18 protein-coding genes and 1 riboswitch are annotated in these 15,752 nt (G+C 38.5%); of the genes, 6 read left to right on the top strand and 12 right to left on the bottom strand.

Annotated features, from left to right (window positions below; translation table 11 throughout):
* Positions 1-2: 2 nt before the first annotated feature.
* The 6 genes from thiS to ACMX9J_RS23855 form a co-directional block, all read right to left on the bottom strand.
* Positions 3-206 (bottom strand): sulfur carrier protein ThiS, encoded by a 204-nt coding sequence (gene thiS / locus ACMX9J_RS23880; protein ID WP_028412577.1) that lies wholly within the window; start codon positions 204-206, stop codon positions 3-5.
* Positions 203-1,330, bottom strand: coding sequence for a glycine oxidase ThiO (thiO, locus tag ACMX9J_RS23875; protein WP_028412578.1), 1,128 nt, complete (start codon positions 1,328-1,330; stop codon positions 203-205). Before thiO ends, thiS begins: the two co-directional genes overlap by 4 nt.
* Positions 1,314-1,937 (bottom strand): thiamine phosphate synthase, encoded by a 624-nt coding sequence (locus ACMX9J_RS23870; protein WP_028412579.1) that lies wholly within the window; start codon positions 1,935-1,937, stop codon positions 1,314-1,316. Before ACMX9J_RS23870 ends, thiO begins: the two co-directional genes overlap by 17 nt.
* A 121-nt stretch (positions 1,938-2,058) precedes the next feature.
* Positions 2,059-2,160: riboswitch (TPP riboswitch) on the bottom strand.
* A 158-nt stretch (positions 2,161-2,318) separates the two neighbouring features.
* Positions 2,319-2,534, bottom strand: coding sequence for a hypothetical protein (locus ACMX9J_RS23865; protein WP_013055279.1), 216 nt, complete (start codon positions 2,532-2,534; stop codon positions 2,319-2,321).
* A gap of 51 nt (positions 2,535-2,585) precedes the next feature.
* The gene (gene crcB, locus ACMX9J_RS23860; RefSeq protein WP_034268040.1) at positions 2,586-2,972 is read right to left on the bottom strand and encodes a fluoride efflux transporter CrcB; all 387 of its coding nucleotides are present in this window, start codon (positions 2,970-2,972) and stop codon (positions 2,586-2,588) included.
* Complete coding sequence (locus tag ACMX9J_RS23855) at positions 2,973-3,371, bottom strand: fluoride efflux transporter FluC (protein ID WP_028412581.1); 399 nt, start codon at positions 3,369-3,371, stop codon at positions 2,973-2,975.
* Between the two features lie 341 nt (positions 3,372-3,712).
* Here ACMX9J_RS23855 and ACMX9J_RS23850 point away from each other — a divergent pair, with 341 nt between their 5' ends.
* Genes ACMX9J_RS23850 through ACMX9J_RS23840 form a run of 3 tightly spaced genes read left to right on the top strand, consistent with a single transcriptional unit; the run spans position 3,713 to position 5,987 of the window.
* Positions 3,713-4,534, top strand: a complete 822-nt coding sequence (locus ACMX9J_RS23850; RefSeq protein WP_013081647.1) for an amino acid ABC transporter substrate-binding protein — start codon at positions 3,713-3,715, stop codon at positions 4,532-4,534.
* Complete coding sequence (locus tag ACMX9J_RS23845; RefSeq protein ID WP_034268046.1) at positions 4,518-5,222, top strand: amino acid ABC transporter permease; 705 nt, start codon at positions 4,518-4,520, stop codon at positions 5,220-5,222. The genes ACMX9J_RS23850 and ACMX9J_RS23845 overlap by 17 nt, the downstream gene beginning before the upstream one ends.
* Positions 5,223-5,252: 30 nt before the next feature.
* Positions 5,253-5,987 carry an amino acid ABC transporter ATP-binding protein gene (locus ACMX9J_RS23840; protein WP_034268049.1) on the top strand — a complete coding sequence of 245 codons (735 nt, stop codon included), beginning with the start codon at positions 5,253-5,255 and terminating at the stop codon, positions 5,985-5,987.
* Positions 5,988-6,021: 34 nt separating this feature from the next.
* On the opposite strand, the gene ACMX9J_RS23835 is transcribed toward ACMX9J_RS23840, so the two are convergent.
* Positions 6,022-6,966 carry a nucleoside hydrolase gene (locus tag ACMX9J_RS23835; RefSeq protein WP_033580660.1) on the bottom strand — a complete coding sequence of 315 codons (945 nt, stop codon included), beginning with the start codon at positions 6,964-6,966 and terminating at the stop codon, positions 6,022-6,024.
* A 179-nt stretch (positions 6,967-7,145) separates the two neighbouring features.
* On the opposite strand from ACMX9J_RS23835, the gene ACMX9J_RS23830 reads away from it, so the two are divergent.
* Positions 7,146-8,141: an NADPH:quinone oxidoreductase family protein gene (locus ACMX9J_RS23830; protein WP_028412585.1), complete on the top strand. Its 996-nt coding sequence runs from the start codon at positions 7,146-7,148 to the stop codon at positions 8,139-8,141.
* A gap of 52 nt (positions 8,142-8,193) precedes the next feature.
* On the opposite strand, the gene ACMX9J_RS23825 is transcribed toward ACMX9J_RS23830, so the two are convergent.
* The 3 genes from ACMX9J_RS23825 to ACMX9J_RS23815 form a co-directional block, all read right to left on the bottom strand.
* The gene (locus ACMX9J_RS23825; protein WP_328170825.1) at positions 8,194-8,616 is read right to left on the bottom strand and encodes an Rrf2 family transcriptional regulator; all 423 of its coding nucleotides are present in this window, start codon (positions 8,614-8,616) and stop codon (positions 8,194-8,196) included.
* Positions 8,617-8,682: 66 nt separating this feature from the next.
* Positions 8,683-9,012: an antibiotic biosynthesis monooxygenase family protein gene (locus ACMX9J_RS23820; RefSeq protein WP_033580661.1), complete on the bottom strand. Its 330-nt coding sequence runs from the start codon at positions 9,010-9,012 to the stop codon at positions 8,683-8,685.
* A 125-nt stretch (positions 9,013-9,137) separates the two neighbouring features.
* Positions 9,138-10,547: a SpoVR family protein gene (locus ACMX9J_RS23815; RefSeq protein WP_033580662.1), complete on the bottom strand. Its 1,410-nt coding sequence runs from the start codon at positions 10,545-10,547 to the stop codon at positions 9,138-9,140.
* Positions 10,548-10,868: 321 nt separating this feature from the next.
* On the opposite strand from ACMX9J_RS23815, the gene ACMX9J_RS23810 reads away from it, so the two are divergent.
* Together ACMX9J_RS23810 and ACMX9J_RS23805 are read left to right on the top strand one after the other, a co-directional pair.
* A complete protein-coding gene (locus tag ACMX9J_RS23810; protein WP_013055267.1) occupies positions 10,869-11,120 on the top strand; it encodes a YhdB family protein in 252 nt (83 codons plus the stop codon).
* Between the two features lie 210 nt (positions 11,121-11,330).
* Entirely contained in the window at positions 11,331-11,939 is a 609-nt protein-coding gene (locus tag ACMX9J_RS23805) for a biotin transporter BioY (protein WP_311265346.1), read from the top strand.
* Positions 11,940-11,973: 34 nt separating this feature from the next.
* On the opposite strand, the gene ACMX9J_RS23800 is transcribed toward ACMX9J_RS23805, so the two are convergent.
* Together ACMX9J_RS23800 and ACMX9J_RS23795 are read right to left on the bottom strand one after the other, a co-directional pair.
* Positions 11,974-13,728: a phospho-sugar mutase gene (locus ACMX9J_RS23800; protein WP_416226274.1), complete on the bottom strand. Its 1,755-nt coding sequence runs from the start codon at positions 13,726-13,728 to the stop codon at positions 11,974-11,976.
* A 165-nt stretch (positions 13,729-13,893) separates the two neighbouring features.
* Positions 13,894-15,573, bottom strand: coding sequence for a glycerol-3-phosphate dehydrogenase/oxidase (locus ACMX9J_RS23795; RefSeq protein ID WP_034268068.1), 1,680 nt, complete (start codon positions 15,571-15,573; stop codon positions 13,894-13,896).
* Between the last annotated feature and the right edge of the window lie 179 nt (positions 15,574-15,752).

Raw genomic sequence — 15,752 nt, 5'->3', positions numbered from 1 at the left:
CTTCATCCTCCTCCAACAAATGAAACAACTTCTAATGTATCTCCATCTTTTAAGCATGCATCGCTATGTTCTTCTTTTTGCAAAATATTCTTGTTTAATTCAACAATTACAACTCGCTCATGCAGACTCTGAGCCTGCAGCAAGTGCTCGACCGTTTCAATTTCATCTCCGACAGTGACGGTCTTACCGTTAATAATTAGATTCAATGAACTCCCTCCATTGCTCTCGTTAGCTGAAATGATGTAAAGAATGAATGATTTGGCTTTTTCCCTAACAAAGCATCAGCCATAATTTTTCCAGTTGCAGCGCTTAATAAAATACCGTTTCGGTAGTGGCCAAAAGCCATGTGCAGATTCGCTATTTCAGGGTGCTCTCCTAAATAAGGCCAGCCATCATTTGTTTGTGGACGAAGACCAGCCCATGCTTTTTCAAATGTGGCTTCTTTAATGGCCGGCAGAAGCGCAGAAGCTTTATTCAGCAAAAATTGAATACCTTGTGCAGAAACGGTCTTAGTAAAATCATGCTGCAGCTTAGTTGCCCCGATTACGATTCTTCCACCAGTCTTAGGGACTAAGTAAAAACCTTCATCTAAAAAAATCGTTTTAGAAAGCAGGGGCTTATGACTTTGCAGAGCAATACACTCTCCTTTTACAGGAAACACCTCGCCTAAATGTTCAGAAGAAATAAAGCGTTTAGCCCATGAGCCTGCTGCAATCACTACTTTTTCTCCATAAAAAGAGCCTTTGGACGTCTGTACCCCTTTTACTGTTTCATTTTCCATAATAAGAGAGTGAACGTCACAGTATTCGAATACATCTGCTCCGTGATACAAGGCTCCATGAGCAAGAGCTTGTGTTAACTTAGCCGGAGCTAGCTGGCCGTCTCCCGGTATTGTAATGGCTCCGTATATGTCTGGAGAGAGCCCGGGTTCTAACAAACGCGCTTCTTTTACATCGATCCATCTTACATCTTTGTCCCACCGGTGGTGCTGAGCGGCTTTTTTCTTTAATACGTGTGCATCTTCTTCTGTTACAGCGACTTTTAATAAGCCTTTTTGAATGAGCTCTACGTCGATAGCCGTTTTTTCTTTTAGTTCCTTCACCAGTTCAGGAAACATGCTTCTGCTCTTAATAGCAAGGTCTAAAAGAGGACCTTCTTCATCAATTTCAGCTTGAGCACCTAAAATACCAGCGGCTGCACTTGAAGCTTCACAACCAACTTGATTGCGTTCAAGAATAGCTACTGACGCTCCTTGTTTTGACAAATGATAAGCGATAGAAGAGCTGATTATACCTCCTCCGATTAACAGTACATCATAATGCTGCTTCATTTTCTCCACCTCCAGATGTCCATATATGAGAATATTGTTTAATCGCTTTCAGGGGATCTTGCGCAAGCATGACACCAGACATCACGGCTATACCGTGTGCTCCTGTTTGAAGTACCTCTTTGGCATTTACAGGTGTAATTCCTCCAATGGCAATAACCGGTATCTGCACAGCGTCTACTACTTCTTTTAGTGCCGCTATCCCTCGACTTTTTAATTCTTTTTTTGAATGTGTTGAATAAATATGTCCGTATAAAATGTAGTGAGCACCATCTTTTTCAGCTTCTAAAGCCTCTTCCACAGAGTGAACTGACTTTCCAACAATAAGAGAAGGAAATGCGTCTATAACAAACGAAACGTCTAAACTATGATAGGCAAGCTGTACACCTTTTGCTTTTAAAGCATGCGCTACATCAACTCGGTCATTCACAATAATTTTAGAGCGACAAAATGGTAGGCTTTCTAGTAAACATTGAATCTGCTTTGCCGTTTTCTTTTTTTCTCTAATGTGAATGGCGCCCGCAAAAGGCGCGATAGCCGTTAAAATTTTTTGAAGCTCTTCGATTGGCTGCTTATCTGTTGTAATGACATGAAATTTAGGAATATCCACATGATCGAAACCTTTCCATTCAGAATAAAGAGAAATTTCAATCACTTCATCTTGTGCAGAGGGCTTTATTACATACAAAAAACCACTCTACAACGTAGAGTGGTTAGCATGCATCGTTATGTAAACATGATCGCCACTTCCCTACGCTGGTCCAAACCAGATCAGGTTCAAAGGGTCCGAAATACATCCGTCTCAGCTTCAAAAAGCTCCCCTAGTGATTGCTATTTATTGATTTTGTTTTTGCACTTAAAATTATAACACAACTAGATGTAAATACAATATCTCTTTATGCTCTTACGGCTCTCTTCCTTTTATAGATGTATCTTTTAAGCTTCTTTACTAAGAGGCCCGGCGCACCGAATCATTCTGCTTTTTATATAGTTAGTAATCGGTATAGTCGTCAAATTCTTCTTTGTCTTTTTCCTTTTTCCGATCCCATATAAACAGCAGGAGTAACATAATAAAAGTTAGAATATAAAAACCGTAAAAAATAAAGGCCGCCACAACATTTATAAATAAAAATAAAAAACCAATGATCTGACCTGCAACAGCTACAATCAACAAAATGTATTTCCAAACTTCTGCTTTTCTATCCATTCTCTACTTCTCCGTCTTTTTGTTTTTCCCTACTAGAAACGTTCTCTTTACTTATAATAAAAACGTTCCTGCCAGTAAACCGACTGTAAATAAACCAACTGTTCCAAATGCTGAAATCCCCACGTACGCCAACATTTTCCGATAAGATTTTTCCCGAATTAACTGTACGGTTTCCACACTAAACGTTGAAAAAGTGGTAAAGGCACCAAAAAACCCAATGCCAATCATTAAAAATATTGAATCATCATAAGCATGACTCGGAACCTTTCCATAATAACTACCGTAAAAAAGACCAAGCCCAAACGCACCGAGCAAGTTTACAAACAGCATTGAGACTGGAAAAGGAGGGTTTGAAACTGTTTTTGTAACTTTTAAACCCAAAAGATAACGGCATATTCCTCCAACTGCCCCGCCAAGTGCCAAGCTCACTATGCTCATTTACTTCACCTCATGTACTTTCACTAAATTTTTCCCTGCCGCTTCACCGCATAGATAGCCTGCTAAAGCAAGAAGGATTCCACCTACTAAAGAGACAATGACATAAATGGCTCCCCAAAATAAATGGTGCTGAGTGAGAGAAATGACGTCTCCTGCAAAGGTTGAATACGTTGTAAAACCGCCGCACACGCCAACTCCTAGTCCAAGCTTTATCCATTCTTTTGGCTTTTTCCACGCAAAAAATCCTGTTAATAGGCCTAGTATGAAGCTTCCTAATAGGTTTTCAATTACCGTTCCTATTGGATAGCCCGTATATAATAAGGAAAGATTTAGCAAATAACGCGCATATGTACCAGCGATAGCACCAAAGGCAATTGAGATTAAGTTTATGGCTTTCATCATATCGCTCCGTTTCATAAATTCTTCTTTAAGTGTACCATAAGGAATTTATTTCTACCTTAACATTTAACTATATGTTTATTGCACCAAAAGTCATGAAAAAATGAAAGAGAAAATCGTCGCATGAAACTTCCTTTTTACTCCTCAAATATCCCTTAAAAATCCACTTAATCCAAATTTTAAAATCTTTCTGTATCCTTATGACAAACCGTGTATAGAAGGTATATTTCCCTTATTTTAAGTCACATTAATCGTATAAGTTTTTTTTGTTGACTTTTGCTGTGTTCTTGTTTAGTATCACAGAGTATCATTTCCTATCAGAATACTAGGGGGTTTAGAAAATGAAGAAATTTGCTGCACTTTTGTCGCTACTATTAGCTTTCACAGTTGTGCTTGCCGCATGCGGTTCTAGCTCAAAAAATGAAGCAAACAATGGAGACAATAAATCTTCACAAGAGGATTTATATAATAAAGTGAAAAAAGATGGCGTATTAACAATTGGAACTGAAGGTACATACCCTCCGTTCACTTTTCATGATGACAAACAAAAGCTAACTGGGTTTGATGTAGAATTGGCTCAAGAAGTAGCTAAACGTCTTGGCGTAAAAGCTGAGTTCAAAGAAACACAGTGGGATGGCATGTTTGCCGGATTAGATGCTAAACGCTTTGACATGATTGCTAATGAAGTGGGTATTCGTGAAGATCGTCAAAAGAAATACGATTTCTCTGACCCATACATCCAGTCAGGCGCCGTATTAATTGTTCGTAAAGACGAAAAAGATATCAAATCATTTAAAGATTTAAAAGGAAAAAAATCAGCACAGTCATTAACAAGTAACTACAAAGACATGGCTCAATCTTATGGTGCAAACATTACGAGTGCTGAAGGTTTTGCTCAAGCAGTAGAACTAATGAGCGCAAACCGTGTTGATGCTACAATCAACGATAAATTATCGTTCCTTGACTATAAGAAAAAGCACCCTAACGCACCTATCAAAATCGCGGATGAAAAATCCGATGGTGCTGCAAGCGGCTTTATGTTTAGAAAAGACAGCGGTAAGTTAGTGGATGAAGTAAACAAAGCATTGAAAGATATGAAAAAAGACGGAACATACGCAAAAATTTCTAAGAAATGGTTTGGCGAAGATGTTTCTCCTAAATAATATTTTTCCTGATGGAGAGCGATTGAATCAATTGATTTCAATCGCTCAATCATCTCTCTTACCAATGCTAAAGGGAGCTATTCAATATTCTATTCCACTAACATTAATAAGCTTTGCCATAGGCATTGTGTTAGCTGTTTTAACAGCACTTGCTCGCTTGTCTTCAAGTAAGATATTAAACATAATTGCACGTGTATATGTGTCAATTATTCGTGGAACACCTTTGCTTGTGCAATTATTTATCATTTTCTACGGATTACCTAACTTAGATATAACAATTGACCCATTCATCTCTGCTGTTATTGGATTTTCATTAAGTGTAGGTGCGTATGCATCTGAAATTATCCGAGCAGCGATTCAATCTATTCCTAAAGGACAGTGGGAAGCTGGCTACTCACTCGGTATGACCTATTCCCAAGCGTTAAGACGGATTATCTTACCGCAAGCAGCACGTGTATCGATTCCGCCATTATCTAACTCTTTTATTAGTCTTATTAAAGACACGTCACTTGCATCGCTTATTCTTGTTTCTGAAATGTTCCGTCAAGCTCAAGAAATTGCTTCAACTAACTATGAGTTTTTACTTCTTTATAGTGAAGCAGCGCTCTTGTACTGGGTTATGTGTACAATCTTATCCATTATCCAAGGACGTATTGAAATAAGACTAGATCGTTACGTGTCTAAATAACCGTTTCAAGTAGCTAAAGGAGTTTTTTATATGATTAATATCAAAAATTTGCATAAATCATTCGGTGATTTGCAAGTATTAAAAGGGATTGATTTGGAAGTTGAACAGGGCAAAGTAATTGTATTAATCGGCCCTTCTGGATCGGGTAAAACTACTTTTTTACGTTGCTTAAATCTGTTAGAAATCCCAACAGACGGTACAATTGAACTTGATAAAAAAAGCATGAATTTTACCAAACCTGTTCGTAAAAAAGACATTACTTCATTTCGAAGCCTAACAGGTATGGTCTTTCAAAACTATAACTTGTTTCCTCATAAAACTGCGCTTGAAAATGTTATGGAAGGTCCTGTAATTGTAAAAGGCATTTCTACTCAAGAAGCAGAAAAAAGAGGGAAAGAATTATTAACACGAGTTGGTTTAGGAGATAAGCTTGACTTTTATCCTTTCCAACTATCAGGCGGACAACAACAGCGTGTTGGCATCGCTCGAGCAATGGCGATGGACCCAAAAGTTATGCTATTTGATGAGCCTACTTCAGCTCTTGACCCTGAGCTTGTAGGAGACGTTCTTCAGGCCATGAAAGACCTGGCGAAAGAAGGAATGACGATGGTTGTGGTAACTCATGAAATGCGCTTTGCCCGCGAAGTAGCAGATGAAGTTATTTTTATGGATCAAGGTGTCATTATGGAAAGAGGTACACCGGATCAAATATTTTCAAATCCTCAACAAGAGCGAACACGTCAATTCTTGAATATGATTCATTAAAAAGGTTGCACATTTTCACGTGCAACCTTTTTCTTTATTTGGCTACTGCTTTTTTCATTAACTCTGTAATGTACGTAAAGAATGCTTCAGCTGTGACGTCATACACGACGTCTACAGGTCGCCCCTCTTCAGAAATTTCTGTTCTTCCTTGTCTTGGTGTTTCCGTATACACAATACTCGAAACGGTTTTTACCTTCACAAGTGTTGAATTCCCTGTAAATGCTGTTGTGAGTACATCCCACAAATAATAAGTCGAATTGGTTTCAACATGCACAAGCGGCGGGCAAGCCGCGTAGCACTGCCCTACAAAGTCTACTCCTTCATACCTGCGAAGTGAAGCCCACATTTGGCGAATAGCCGGCGTTAATGGAACTTGATTCGTGCTTTCTAAAGCAACCATCTCAATTTTAATGCTGCTTTCCCATACTGTTGCTACTGCTTCTGGATCCCAAAAAGCATTCCATTCCGCCGTTCCATCATGTTCAGGCTCCTGCACATTTCCTACTTCTTGAAATGTACCGCCCATCCACACTAACTTATCAATTTTCTCTTCTATTTCCGGCGCTTTTTCAAGTGCTCTTGCTAAATCAGTTAGCGGTCCTGTAAATAATAAAGTCGTTTTTCCGTCTGTGTGCTGCAATGTTTCAATTAAATGATCATGTGCAGGCAGCTGACTTATTTTTGTTTGCACTTTCCCTTTTTCATTTAAAATCGGCAGTGCATCTACATAAAACGTATGCATGCGCCATTCTTTTGGAAATGGGTTCATACCACGTGAAGTAGATTTAGCTACCTCGATATCATAACTTCCAAAACGATCAATAATTTTTTGGCTTGCGCTGATACCTGGCTCTAAGTATCCGTCAGCAGGAATGACAGATACCCCCGTTACCTTTACATCATCCATTTGCAGCAGTAAAAAAAGGGATACTAAATCATCAATCCCTGCATCATGGTTAAAATATATGTTTGTGCTCATGTCTCTTCTCCTCTTTTCTATGTATCGCTACGTAATAGCTGTACCACTATTTTATAATGAAATGGCCTCTTTGGTAATCAAAGTATTATGAACTTCTTTTACTATTTTCTATAATGGGTATAGAAATAAGGTAATCTATGTATAGGCATATACATCTCGGTATAGAAAGGAGAAATAAAATGAAGCAATCATTTTCAGCATTAGTAGTAGATAAAACAGGTGAAGAACAAGTGGAGGCGTCTGTCCAAGAACTGACGCTAAACGATTTGCCAGAAGGCGATGTACTTATTCGCGTTCATTATTCAGGGGTGAATTATAAAGATAGCTTAGCCAGCATCGCAAACGGCAATATTGTGACAAGCTATCCGTTTGTTCCAGGTATTGACCTAGCAGGAATCGTTGTATCTTCTGACAGCCCTGATTTTAAAGAAGGTGATCGTGTCATCGCAACAAGCTATGACATTGGCGTATCACACTTTGGAGGCTACAGTGAGTATGCGCGCTTACGCAGCGAATGGATTGTCCCTCTTCCTGAAAATTTGACGTTAAAAGAAGCAATGATTATCGGAACAGCTGGCTTTACAGCTGCTTTATCTGTGCATCGCTTAGAGGAAAACCATACTAGTCCATCTAACGGCTCTGTGCTTGTAACAGGGGCTACGGGAGGTGTAGGAAGCTTTGCGGTTGCCATTCTTTCAAAATTAGGCTACACAGTGGAAGCAAGTACAGGAAAAAGCTCGGAAGCAGCTTATTTGAAAGAGCTTGGCGCTTCCTCTATTGTAGCGCGTGAAGACGTTTATAACGGCAAATTAAAAGCATTAGGCAAGCAAAAATGGGCCGCTGCAGTGGATCCTGTGGGTGGAGAGCCCCTAGCTTCTGTCCTCAGTCAAATTCAGTACGGAGGCTCTGTAGCGGTCAGCGGGCTAACAGCTGGAGGCAAAGTGCCAACAACGGTCTTTCCCTTCATTTTGAGAGGGATTAATTTACTCGGCATCGATTCTGTTTACTGTCCAATGCCTACTCGAAAAGAGATTTGGAATAGACTCGCTAATGACTTTAAACCTGAAAGCTTCGAACCTTTCATTCAGCAGGAAGTTTCTTTACAAGATCTCCCTCAGGTTCTTCCTACTTTATTAAAAGGACAAGCTCGAGGACGAACAATTGTGAAGCTATAAAAAAACGGAGAAACCTGGGTTTCTCCGTTTTTTTACGAACAGACGCATGTTATTATGCATCTATTTTTGCTATTAAATCCGTCACTAATTCTTTCATCGTCACATCGGCTAAGACTTGTTCCATGGCATCTTGAGAACGTTTTAAAATCAATTCAAGGACACTTTGAATATTGGCTCCTACAGGACACTCCACATTAGGATTTTCATGCATTTGAAACAATTCTCCTTCTTCCACAGCCGCTACCGCTCGATAAACGTCTAACAACGTTATCTCTTCTAAATCTTTCAATAGATAAGCTCCGGCTTTTACGCCCACAAGTCCAGCTTTCTTTAACATCCCAATTACTCGTCTTATAACAACAGGATTTGTATTTACACTGCTAGCAATCCACTCTGAAGTACTAGGATGACTGCTATCTACTTTAATTAAAGACAGTATGTGAACGGCCACGGTGAATCGACTGCTAATTTTCATTACTCTCACTCCTATTTTGTTGTAATCATTATAGTTACAACATTTATGAAAGTCAAGCGTGCTTTTTTAGGAAAGAATGTCTTCTTCTACCGCCTCATAAAAACGCAGCGTTTTTTTGATTTCCATAGCTTCAGAAAATGCTTTCGTTTTCTTTTTATTCGCTTCTTTATGTTCATTCACATGTTCTTCTCTTGAAATCCAAGCTTGAAAGAACTGTTTTTCTTCCCACTTGGATACAAAGATATATTCGACTTTATCCGCGGAATCTTTTTTCCAGCATTCGAACGATAAATTTCCTTTGGCTTCCTCAATTTCTGTTTTGTTTTTCTTAGCTTTTTGCTTGAGCCGTTCTTCAAATTTCTTTTCCGTTTCAAAACTTGCGTTTACAACAAACATCTTATCTTCCTTTCTAATTGAAAATAATTCTCATTTAATTATCACATACTCATTTTATTTTTTCAATTTATACGGATAACAAGTTACAGAAGCACAAAAAGACCGCTATTTAAGCGGTCTCCTTTTTATAAATGTTTTCGATGCACTGTTTTCCCATCATACGTGAAGGCAATTGGCTTGCCTTCCATCATCGTTTCTAAATGAACCGGTCGGCCCCAAAGCTGATGAACATAAGGTACCACTTTTTCTAAGTATTTAACATCTAATTCAATTCCTTCATACCAGTGTTTTAAATAGAGCTCTCCATTTTTTAAATAGTCTCCATTGGTTACTGTGATGTAAGGAAATCCTCCGTTTACGCGCATATTAACAAGCTGATCTCTAACTTCTGTCCACTCTTTATCGACGATTTTATAGTCTTTTCCTTGTTTTTGGAATAAGTACATATCCTCCCGCATAACTAAATCTTTTGTTAAGTAATTGCGGATAAAGGAAATATCTGATTCAACCTCACGTACCTCAAACATCTTCTCTCTTCCTGACCCGGGCTCGACGCCCCGGCGAATCATATCTTCGGTTGGATTGTTGTAGCGTTCTTCAATGTCTTCGAAGATTTTTAATCCCAAATAATATGGATTGATTCCCGTCTTGGACGGCTGCACAACCCCTGCATTTAGCTTCGCGAATTCTATCGCTTCATCACTCGTTAAGTCCATTTCTCGAATAATGCGTTGATGCCAGAAAGAAGCCCAGCCTTCATTCATAATTTTTGTTTCAAGCTGCGGCCAGAAATAAAGCATTTCTTCTCGCATCATCGTTAAAATATCCCGCTGCCAATCCTCTAAATAAGGACTGTATTCTTCAATAAATAATAAGATGTCTTTTTCAGGCTGAGGCGGAAATTTTTTAAAAGACTTTGGAGGTTTTGGTTTTTTCTTTTCTTTATAATCCAAATTCCATAAATCATCATAAGGAGAAGTGATTTCTTCTTCCGATGATTCTACATCATCTATGCTCCAAGAAAGCTTGGCACGCATAAGAGACGGATCAATATGTTCCTGAATCGATAAGACAGCATCCAAAAACTTTTCTACTTCACGCTTACCGTGCTTTACTTCGTATTCTTTAATTCGATCAGCGGTCGCTGCCATACTTTCTACCATATCCCGTTTAGTGTTGGCAAAACGGCTGTTATTTTTAAAGAAGTCACAGTGAGCTAACACGTGAGCTACAATTAATTTATTCTGAATAAGCGCATTGGAATCCAATAAAAATGCATAACAAGGATCTGAATTGATAACTAATTCATAAATTTTACTCAATCCAAGATCGTAGTGTAATTTCATTTTGTAAAATTGTTTTCCAAAGCTCCAATGTGAAAAACGAGTTGGCATTCCATATGCACCAAACGTATAAATAATATCTGCCGGGCAAATTTCATAGCGCATCGGATAAAAATCCAAACCGAAACCGCTAGCTATTTCCGTAATTTCATCAATCGCACGGTATAATTGCTTATAATCTGCTTCTTTCACGACAGCTCCCCCTTTCACTCCTTACTTCAATCTATGTACAAACATGTCAATTCATGTGTTTTCATCAAAAAGAAGCTTTATTTTTTCAAGAAAAGGGGATTTTTATTTAGTTGTCTTAAATAATGGATGTAATGTAACTGTTACGCTTCGTTATTCTTTGCCTTTCTTATCATTTATCCGGTGCTGTACGTTTATTCTTCTTACATAATGACTACAACCTCTTTTAATTATGCACTGGTCTTTTGCCCAACATTTACAGCGTAAGAATTCCCGCAAATATCATACACTAATTTCAACTCCTCAAAAGGAGGAACGTTATTAATGGATGTAATTGATTATGATCGAGCTTTATATTACACACACCGTTCACAATGGGATAACTTATTAATTTTAATGGTTCGAACAGACGACGATTTTCTTTCAAAAAAGATTGAACATTTTTTGCACGCCTACAATTTTGAACGAAACTACCGCATCATTCAAGAAGAGCTTTATTCTTTACTACGCTACATTGATCATGCAACGGAATATTCGGAGCACAACCCGGAGCTTCTGGAAGAATCATTGTACTAGTATTTTTGATACACACACTTGGACAAAGAAGGGATGAATTCCCTTCTTTATTTTTTTATGTTGCACTAAAAATATGCATATTTCATTTCAAAAAACATCAAATAATATATGTAAACATATTTATTTTTATCGTTGACATAAAAGTGAATTCGACGTACAATCTTCAGTACATACGCTAAGATATTTCAGTACATACTGGGAGGAACATATATGAATACTAAAAGGTTTCGCACATTAGATTTAACATTAGCCGGTATGTTTGCAGCTCTTATGGCTATTGGTGCAAACATTACTTCTTGGGCACCTTTTTTACAAGTAGGCGGCGTGCCTCTTTCGCTTCAGCCTTTTTTTGTTATATTAGCAGGACTTTTACTTGGGAGCCGAATGGGTTCTATTTCGATGATTGTATATGTATTAATTGGCATTGCCGGCGCTCCGGTATTTGCTCAATTTAAAGCAGGAATTGGTATTTTATTTGGAAGCACCGGCGGCTTTTTGCTTTCTTATATTGTCGCTGCATTTATCACAGGAAAAATTATGGAAATGCGCGGCAAGCCGACTTTTTCTATCTTTTTAATTTCATCGCTGGTTGGTATTGCAGTTATTTATTTAATTGGTACTACGTATATGTATATAGCGGTTAACTACTGGCTTGAAGCTCCTACAATGACATATGCAGCTGCTTGGAAGATTATGTCGTGGTTTGCTGTAAAGGATCTTATTTTCACTGTTCTTGGGGCTATGCTTGCTCCGAGAATTTATAAAGCTCTACGATCTTCTTCATATTTGTCAAATACGCAATCAAATAAAGTATCATAAAAGAAGCCTGCTCAAGTTTGAGCAGGCTTTATTTTTATACCGTTTTCACTTTATCTAGTACACGCTCCACTTCACCCATTACAGCTGTTTGTACAGCTTCTAAATGGGCAATGCTCGTTGCTTCATCTTCTGACACAACGCCAAAATAGAACTTCACCTTTGGCTCTGTACCAGACGGACGAAGGCAGAACCAAGAACCGTCCTCTAAGATATATTTTAATACATTTGATTTTGGTAATGTAATCTCTTCTACTTTTCCTGCTTTAATATGCTGGCGCTCACTTAATGTATAATCCTCTACAACCGAAACATTTAACCCTGCAATGTCAGTAGGAGGCTCATTTCTAAATGTAGCCAAAATATGCTGAATTTGCTCAGATCCTTCTTTTCCTTTAAGCGTTAAAGATTTCAGACCTTCACGATAGAAACCATATTTAGTAAACACTTGCTGAAGCGCTTCATATAGCGTCATGCCCTGCTTTTTATAATAAGCACAAGCTTCTACCGCTAGAATGGCTGCTTGTACAGCGTCTTTGTCACGAGCAAAGTCACCAATTAAATAGCCGTAGCTTTCTTCATAACCGAATTGGAATGTATACTCGCCCGTTTGCTCATATTGCTTAATTTTTTCACCGATAAATTTAAAACCTGTTAGAGTGTCAACAACTTGCAATCCAAATGAACGAGCAATTTGTGCGCCGATTTCTGACGTTACAATCGTTTTTAACACAACGCCATTAGCAGGCAGCACGCCTTTTTCTTTCTTTTGAGAAAGCAAATAGTGAAGCAATAAAGCACCGGTTTGATTTCCTGTTAATAACGCATATTCGCCGCTTGGATCTTTGACAGCAATTCCTAAACGGTCTGCATCTGGATCCGTTGCGATTAAGAGATCTGCATCAATTTCTTTTCCTTTACGAACAGCATATTCAAATGCAGCCGGCTCTTCAGGATTCGGAGATTTAACCGTCGAGAAATTCGGATCAGGAAGTTCTTGTTCTTCAATAACCGTAACATTTTCGTAGCCGATGGATTGAAGCGCGTTGCGAACTGGCTTATTAGCTGTACCATGTAGAGGTGTAAAAACTACCTTTAAGTCTTTACCTGTTTCAGAAGCTAGCTCTGGATTAATTAAAATCGTTTTTAGTTTCTCATTGTATGCTTCGTCAATCGCTGAACCAATCATTTCAATAAAACCTTTTTCTTTTAGCTCCGCTTCAGATTGAACAGCTAATGTAAGTTCATTTTCCACAGCATTTACAAAGCCAACTAGTTCATCAGCTTCTTTTGGCGGCAGCTGACCACCGTCTGGACCATATACTTTGTATCCATTATATTCAGGAGGATTGTGGCTCGCTGTAATAACAATACCTCCAAATGCGTTTAACTCACGCACTGCAAATGAAAGTTCAGGTGTTGGTCTTAGCTCTTCAAATACATACGTTTTAATTCCGTGACTTGCTAATGTTTTTGCTGCTTCCATCGCAAATTCAGGCGATTTGTGGCGAGAATCATATGCAATGACTACGCCTTGCTTGATAGCTTCTTCACCAGCTTGTTTAATGTACTCAGCAAAGCCTTCAGAAGCTTTTCGGATTGTATACGTATTCATACGGTTTGTACCCGCTCCAATTTCTCCACGCATTCCGCCTGTTCCAAATTCCAATGTTTTGTAAAAACTATCTTCTAATTGTTTTTCATCACCTTTGATTGCATCCAAATTTTGACGTAATTCAGGATCTAAATTTGGGTGATTAATCCAAGATGTATACGTTTCTTTCCAACTCATAAAAAAAAGCCCCCTTATATAAATGTAAATATGTATGAAAAGAGAAAAACGAGTAATCGTCTTTCTCTTTTTTTAACAGTCATATTATATTTCTTCGTCAAAATTTGACTTCCTGCTATTATATTATGGCTGTATTGACAAATTTTGAGGTACTTTTTTATTTTATCATGAAATACCTGTCATACGGTTAACTTTTTCATCTACTGGTACAACTGCGTCATGAAGGTGCTGTTCTAATTCATCGGTATAAGCTTTTGTTTGCTCAGGCGTCCACTTTAACTCTTCGGCCATATGAGCAATCACTTGTTTTTTCCAGCTTCTTACCCAGTTGATATCAAAGAATAAAGCGCCCGTACGTCGAATGAAGAAGTCCACTGGTTTTGAAACCATTTCTTCTTCTATGCCATATTGAATTTGCAAAAATACACTAGCTGGAAGGTCGCTGTTTTTTAGCTGATCCGGACGTTCAATCATGTAGCGGTATACTTTGTCTACGTTTGAGCCATAGCGTTTTACAAGCTTTTCAGCAGCGTCACGTGATAACCCTAGTTTGATGCCTTCTTTGACTTTTTGCTCTACAAACGTTGGGAACCCGCCTGAACCTCCTACATTACCTCCAGAAATCGGTAAATGTTTAGTTTGACAGCTTTCAAATTCGCGTCCTTCTGCTTTAAAATCTTCAGCTACGCGATTTACGACAATTTCAGCCATTTTACGGTACCCAGTTAATTTCCCTCCAGCGATTGTAATTAAACCTGATTCTGATGTCCAGATTTCATCTTTACGCGAAATTTCAGAAGGATCTTTTCCTTGTTCGTGAATAAGTGGACGAACACCCGCCCAGCTTGATTCTACGTCGTCTACTGTAATATCAACCGTTGGGAACATATAGTTAATCGCATCAATAACATATTGACGGTCTTTTACAGTCATACGCGGATGTCTAGCGTCTTCTTTATAGACCGTGTCTGTTGTGCCTACGTATGTTTTTCCATCACGCGGAATTGCAAATACCATACGTCCGTCAGGTGTATCAAAGTAAATGGCTTGTTTTAACGGAAAGCGCTCTTGATCAATAACTAAGTGAATTCCTTTTGTTAATTGAAGCTGCTTGCCTTTTTTTGAATTATCTTTTTCACGCAGCGTGTCCACCCATGGACCTGCAGCATTGACGATTTTTTTTGCATAGATATTATATTCTTTATTCGTAAGCTGATCGCGAACAACAGCCCCTACTACTTTTCCTTTATCGTAGATGAAGTTTTCCACTTTTGTGTAATTGACTAAATCTGCTCCTCTTGCGGCAGCTTCTTTAGCTACTTCAATCGTTAAACGTGCATCATCTGTTTTATATTCAACGTAGTAACCGCCGCCTTTTAACTCTTTAGATTTCACTAGTGGCTCGCGTCTAAGCGTTTCTTCTGCGCTAAACATTTTGCGGCGCTCTGCACGTTTTACTCCTGCTAAGAAATCATATACGCGCAATCCAATTGAAGTTGAGAATTTCCCAAATGTTCCACCCGTATGGAAAGGTAACAGCATCCACTCCGGAGTCGTTACATGAGGGCCATTTTCATATACAATGGCACGTTCTTTACCAACTTCGGCTACCATTTTAACTTCAAACTGTTTTAAATAGCGTAGACCGCCGTGAACAAGCTTCGTTGAACGACTAGATGTTCCTGCTGCGAAATCCTGCATTTCAACTAATGCCGTTTTCATGCCTCGATGAGTCGCATCAAGTGCAATACCTGACCCAGTAATTCCCCCACCAATTACTAATAAATCATATTGATTTTGTGTCATGTCTACCAATTTATTCGAACGTGTTTGACTTGAAAACATACGTCATTCCCCTTTCATTTTTCAAAGATATCAAAATTTTCCAATATACAAAAAGAGAGACCACAAATCACATATATAGTATGCCTACATATGGATCTGTGGTCTCTCCGATTCTCCAACCAATTTATTAACTTGAATACATTATATCATACATGCGCTTTTAATTAAAGGATTTTCAT

Source organism: Priestia sp. RMT2NF4 (assembly GCF_047872835.1).
In the GTDB taxonomy this organism is placed as follows: Bacteria; Bacillota; Bacilli; order Bacillales; family Bacillaceae_H; genus Priestia; species Priestia zanthoxyli.
Note: the sequence above shows the minus strand (reverse complement) of the source record. Positions and strands in the feature narration are given on the sequence as shown.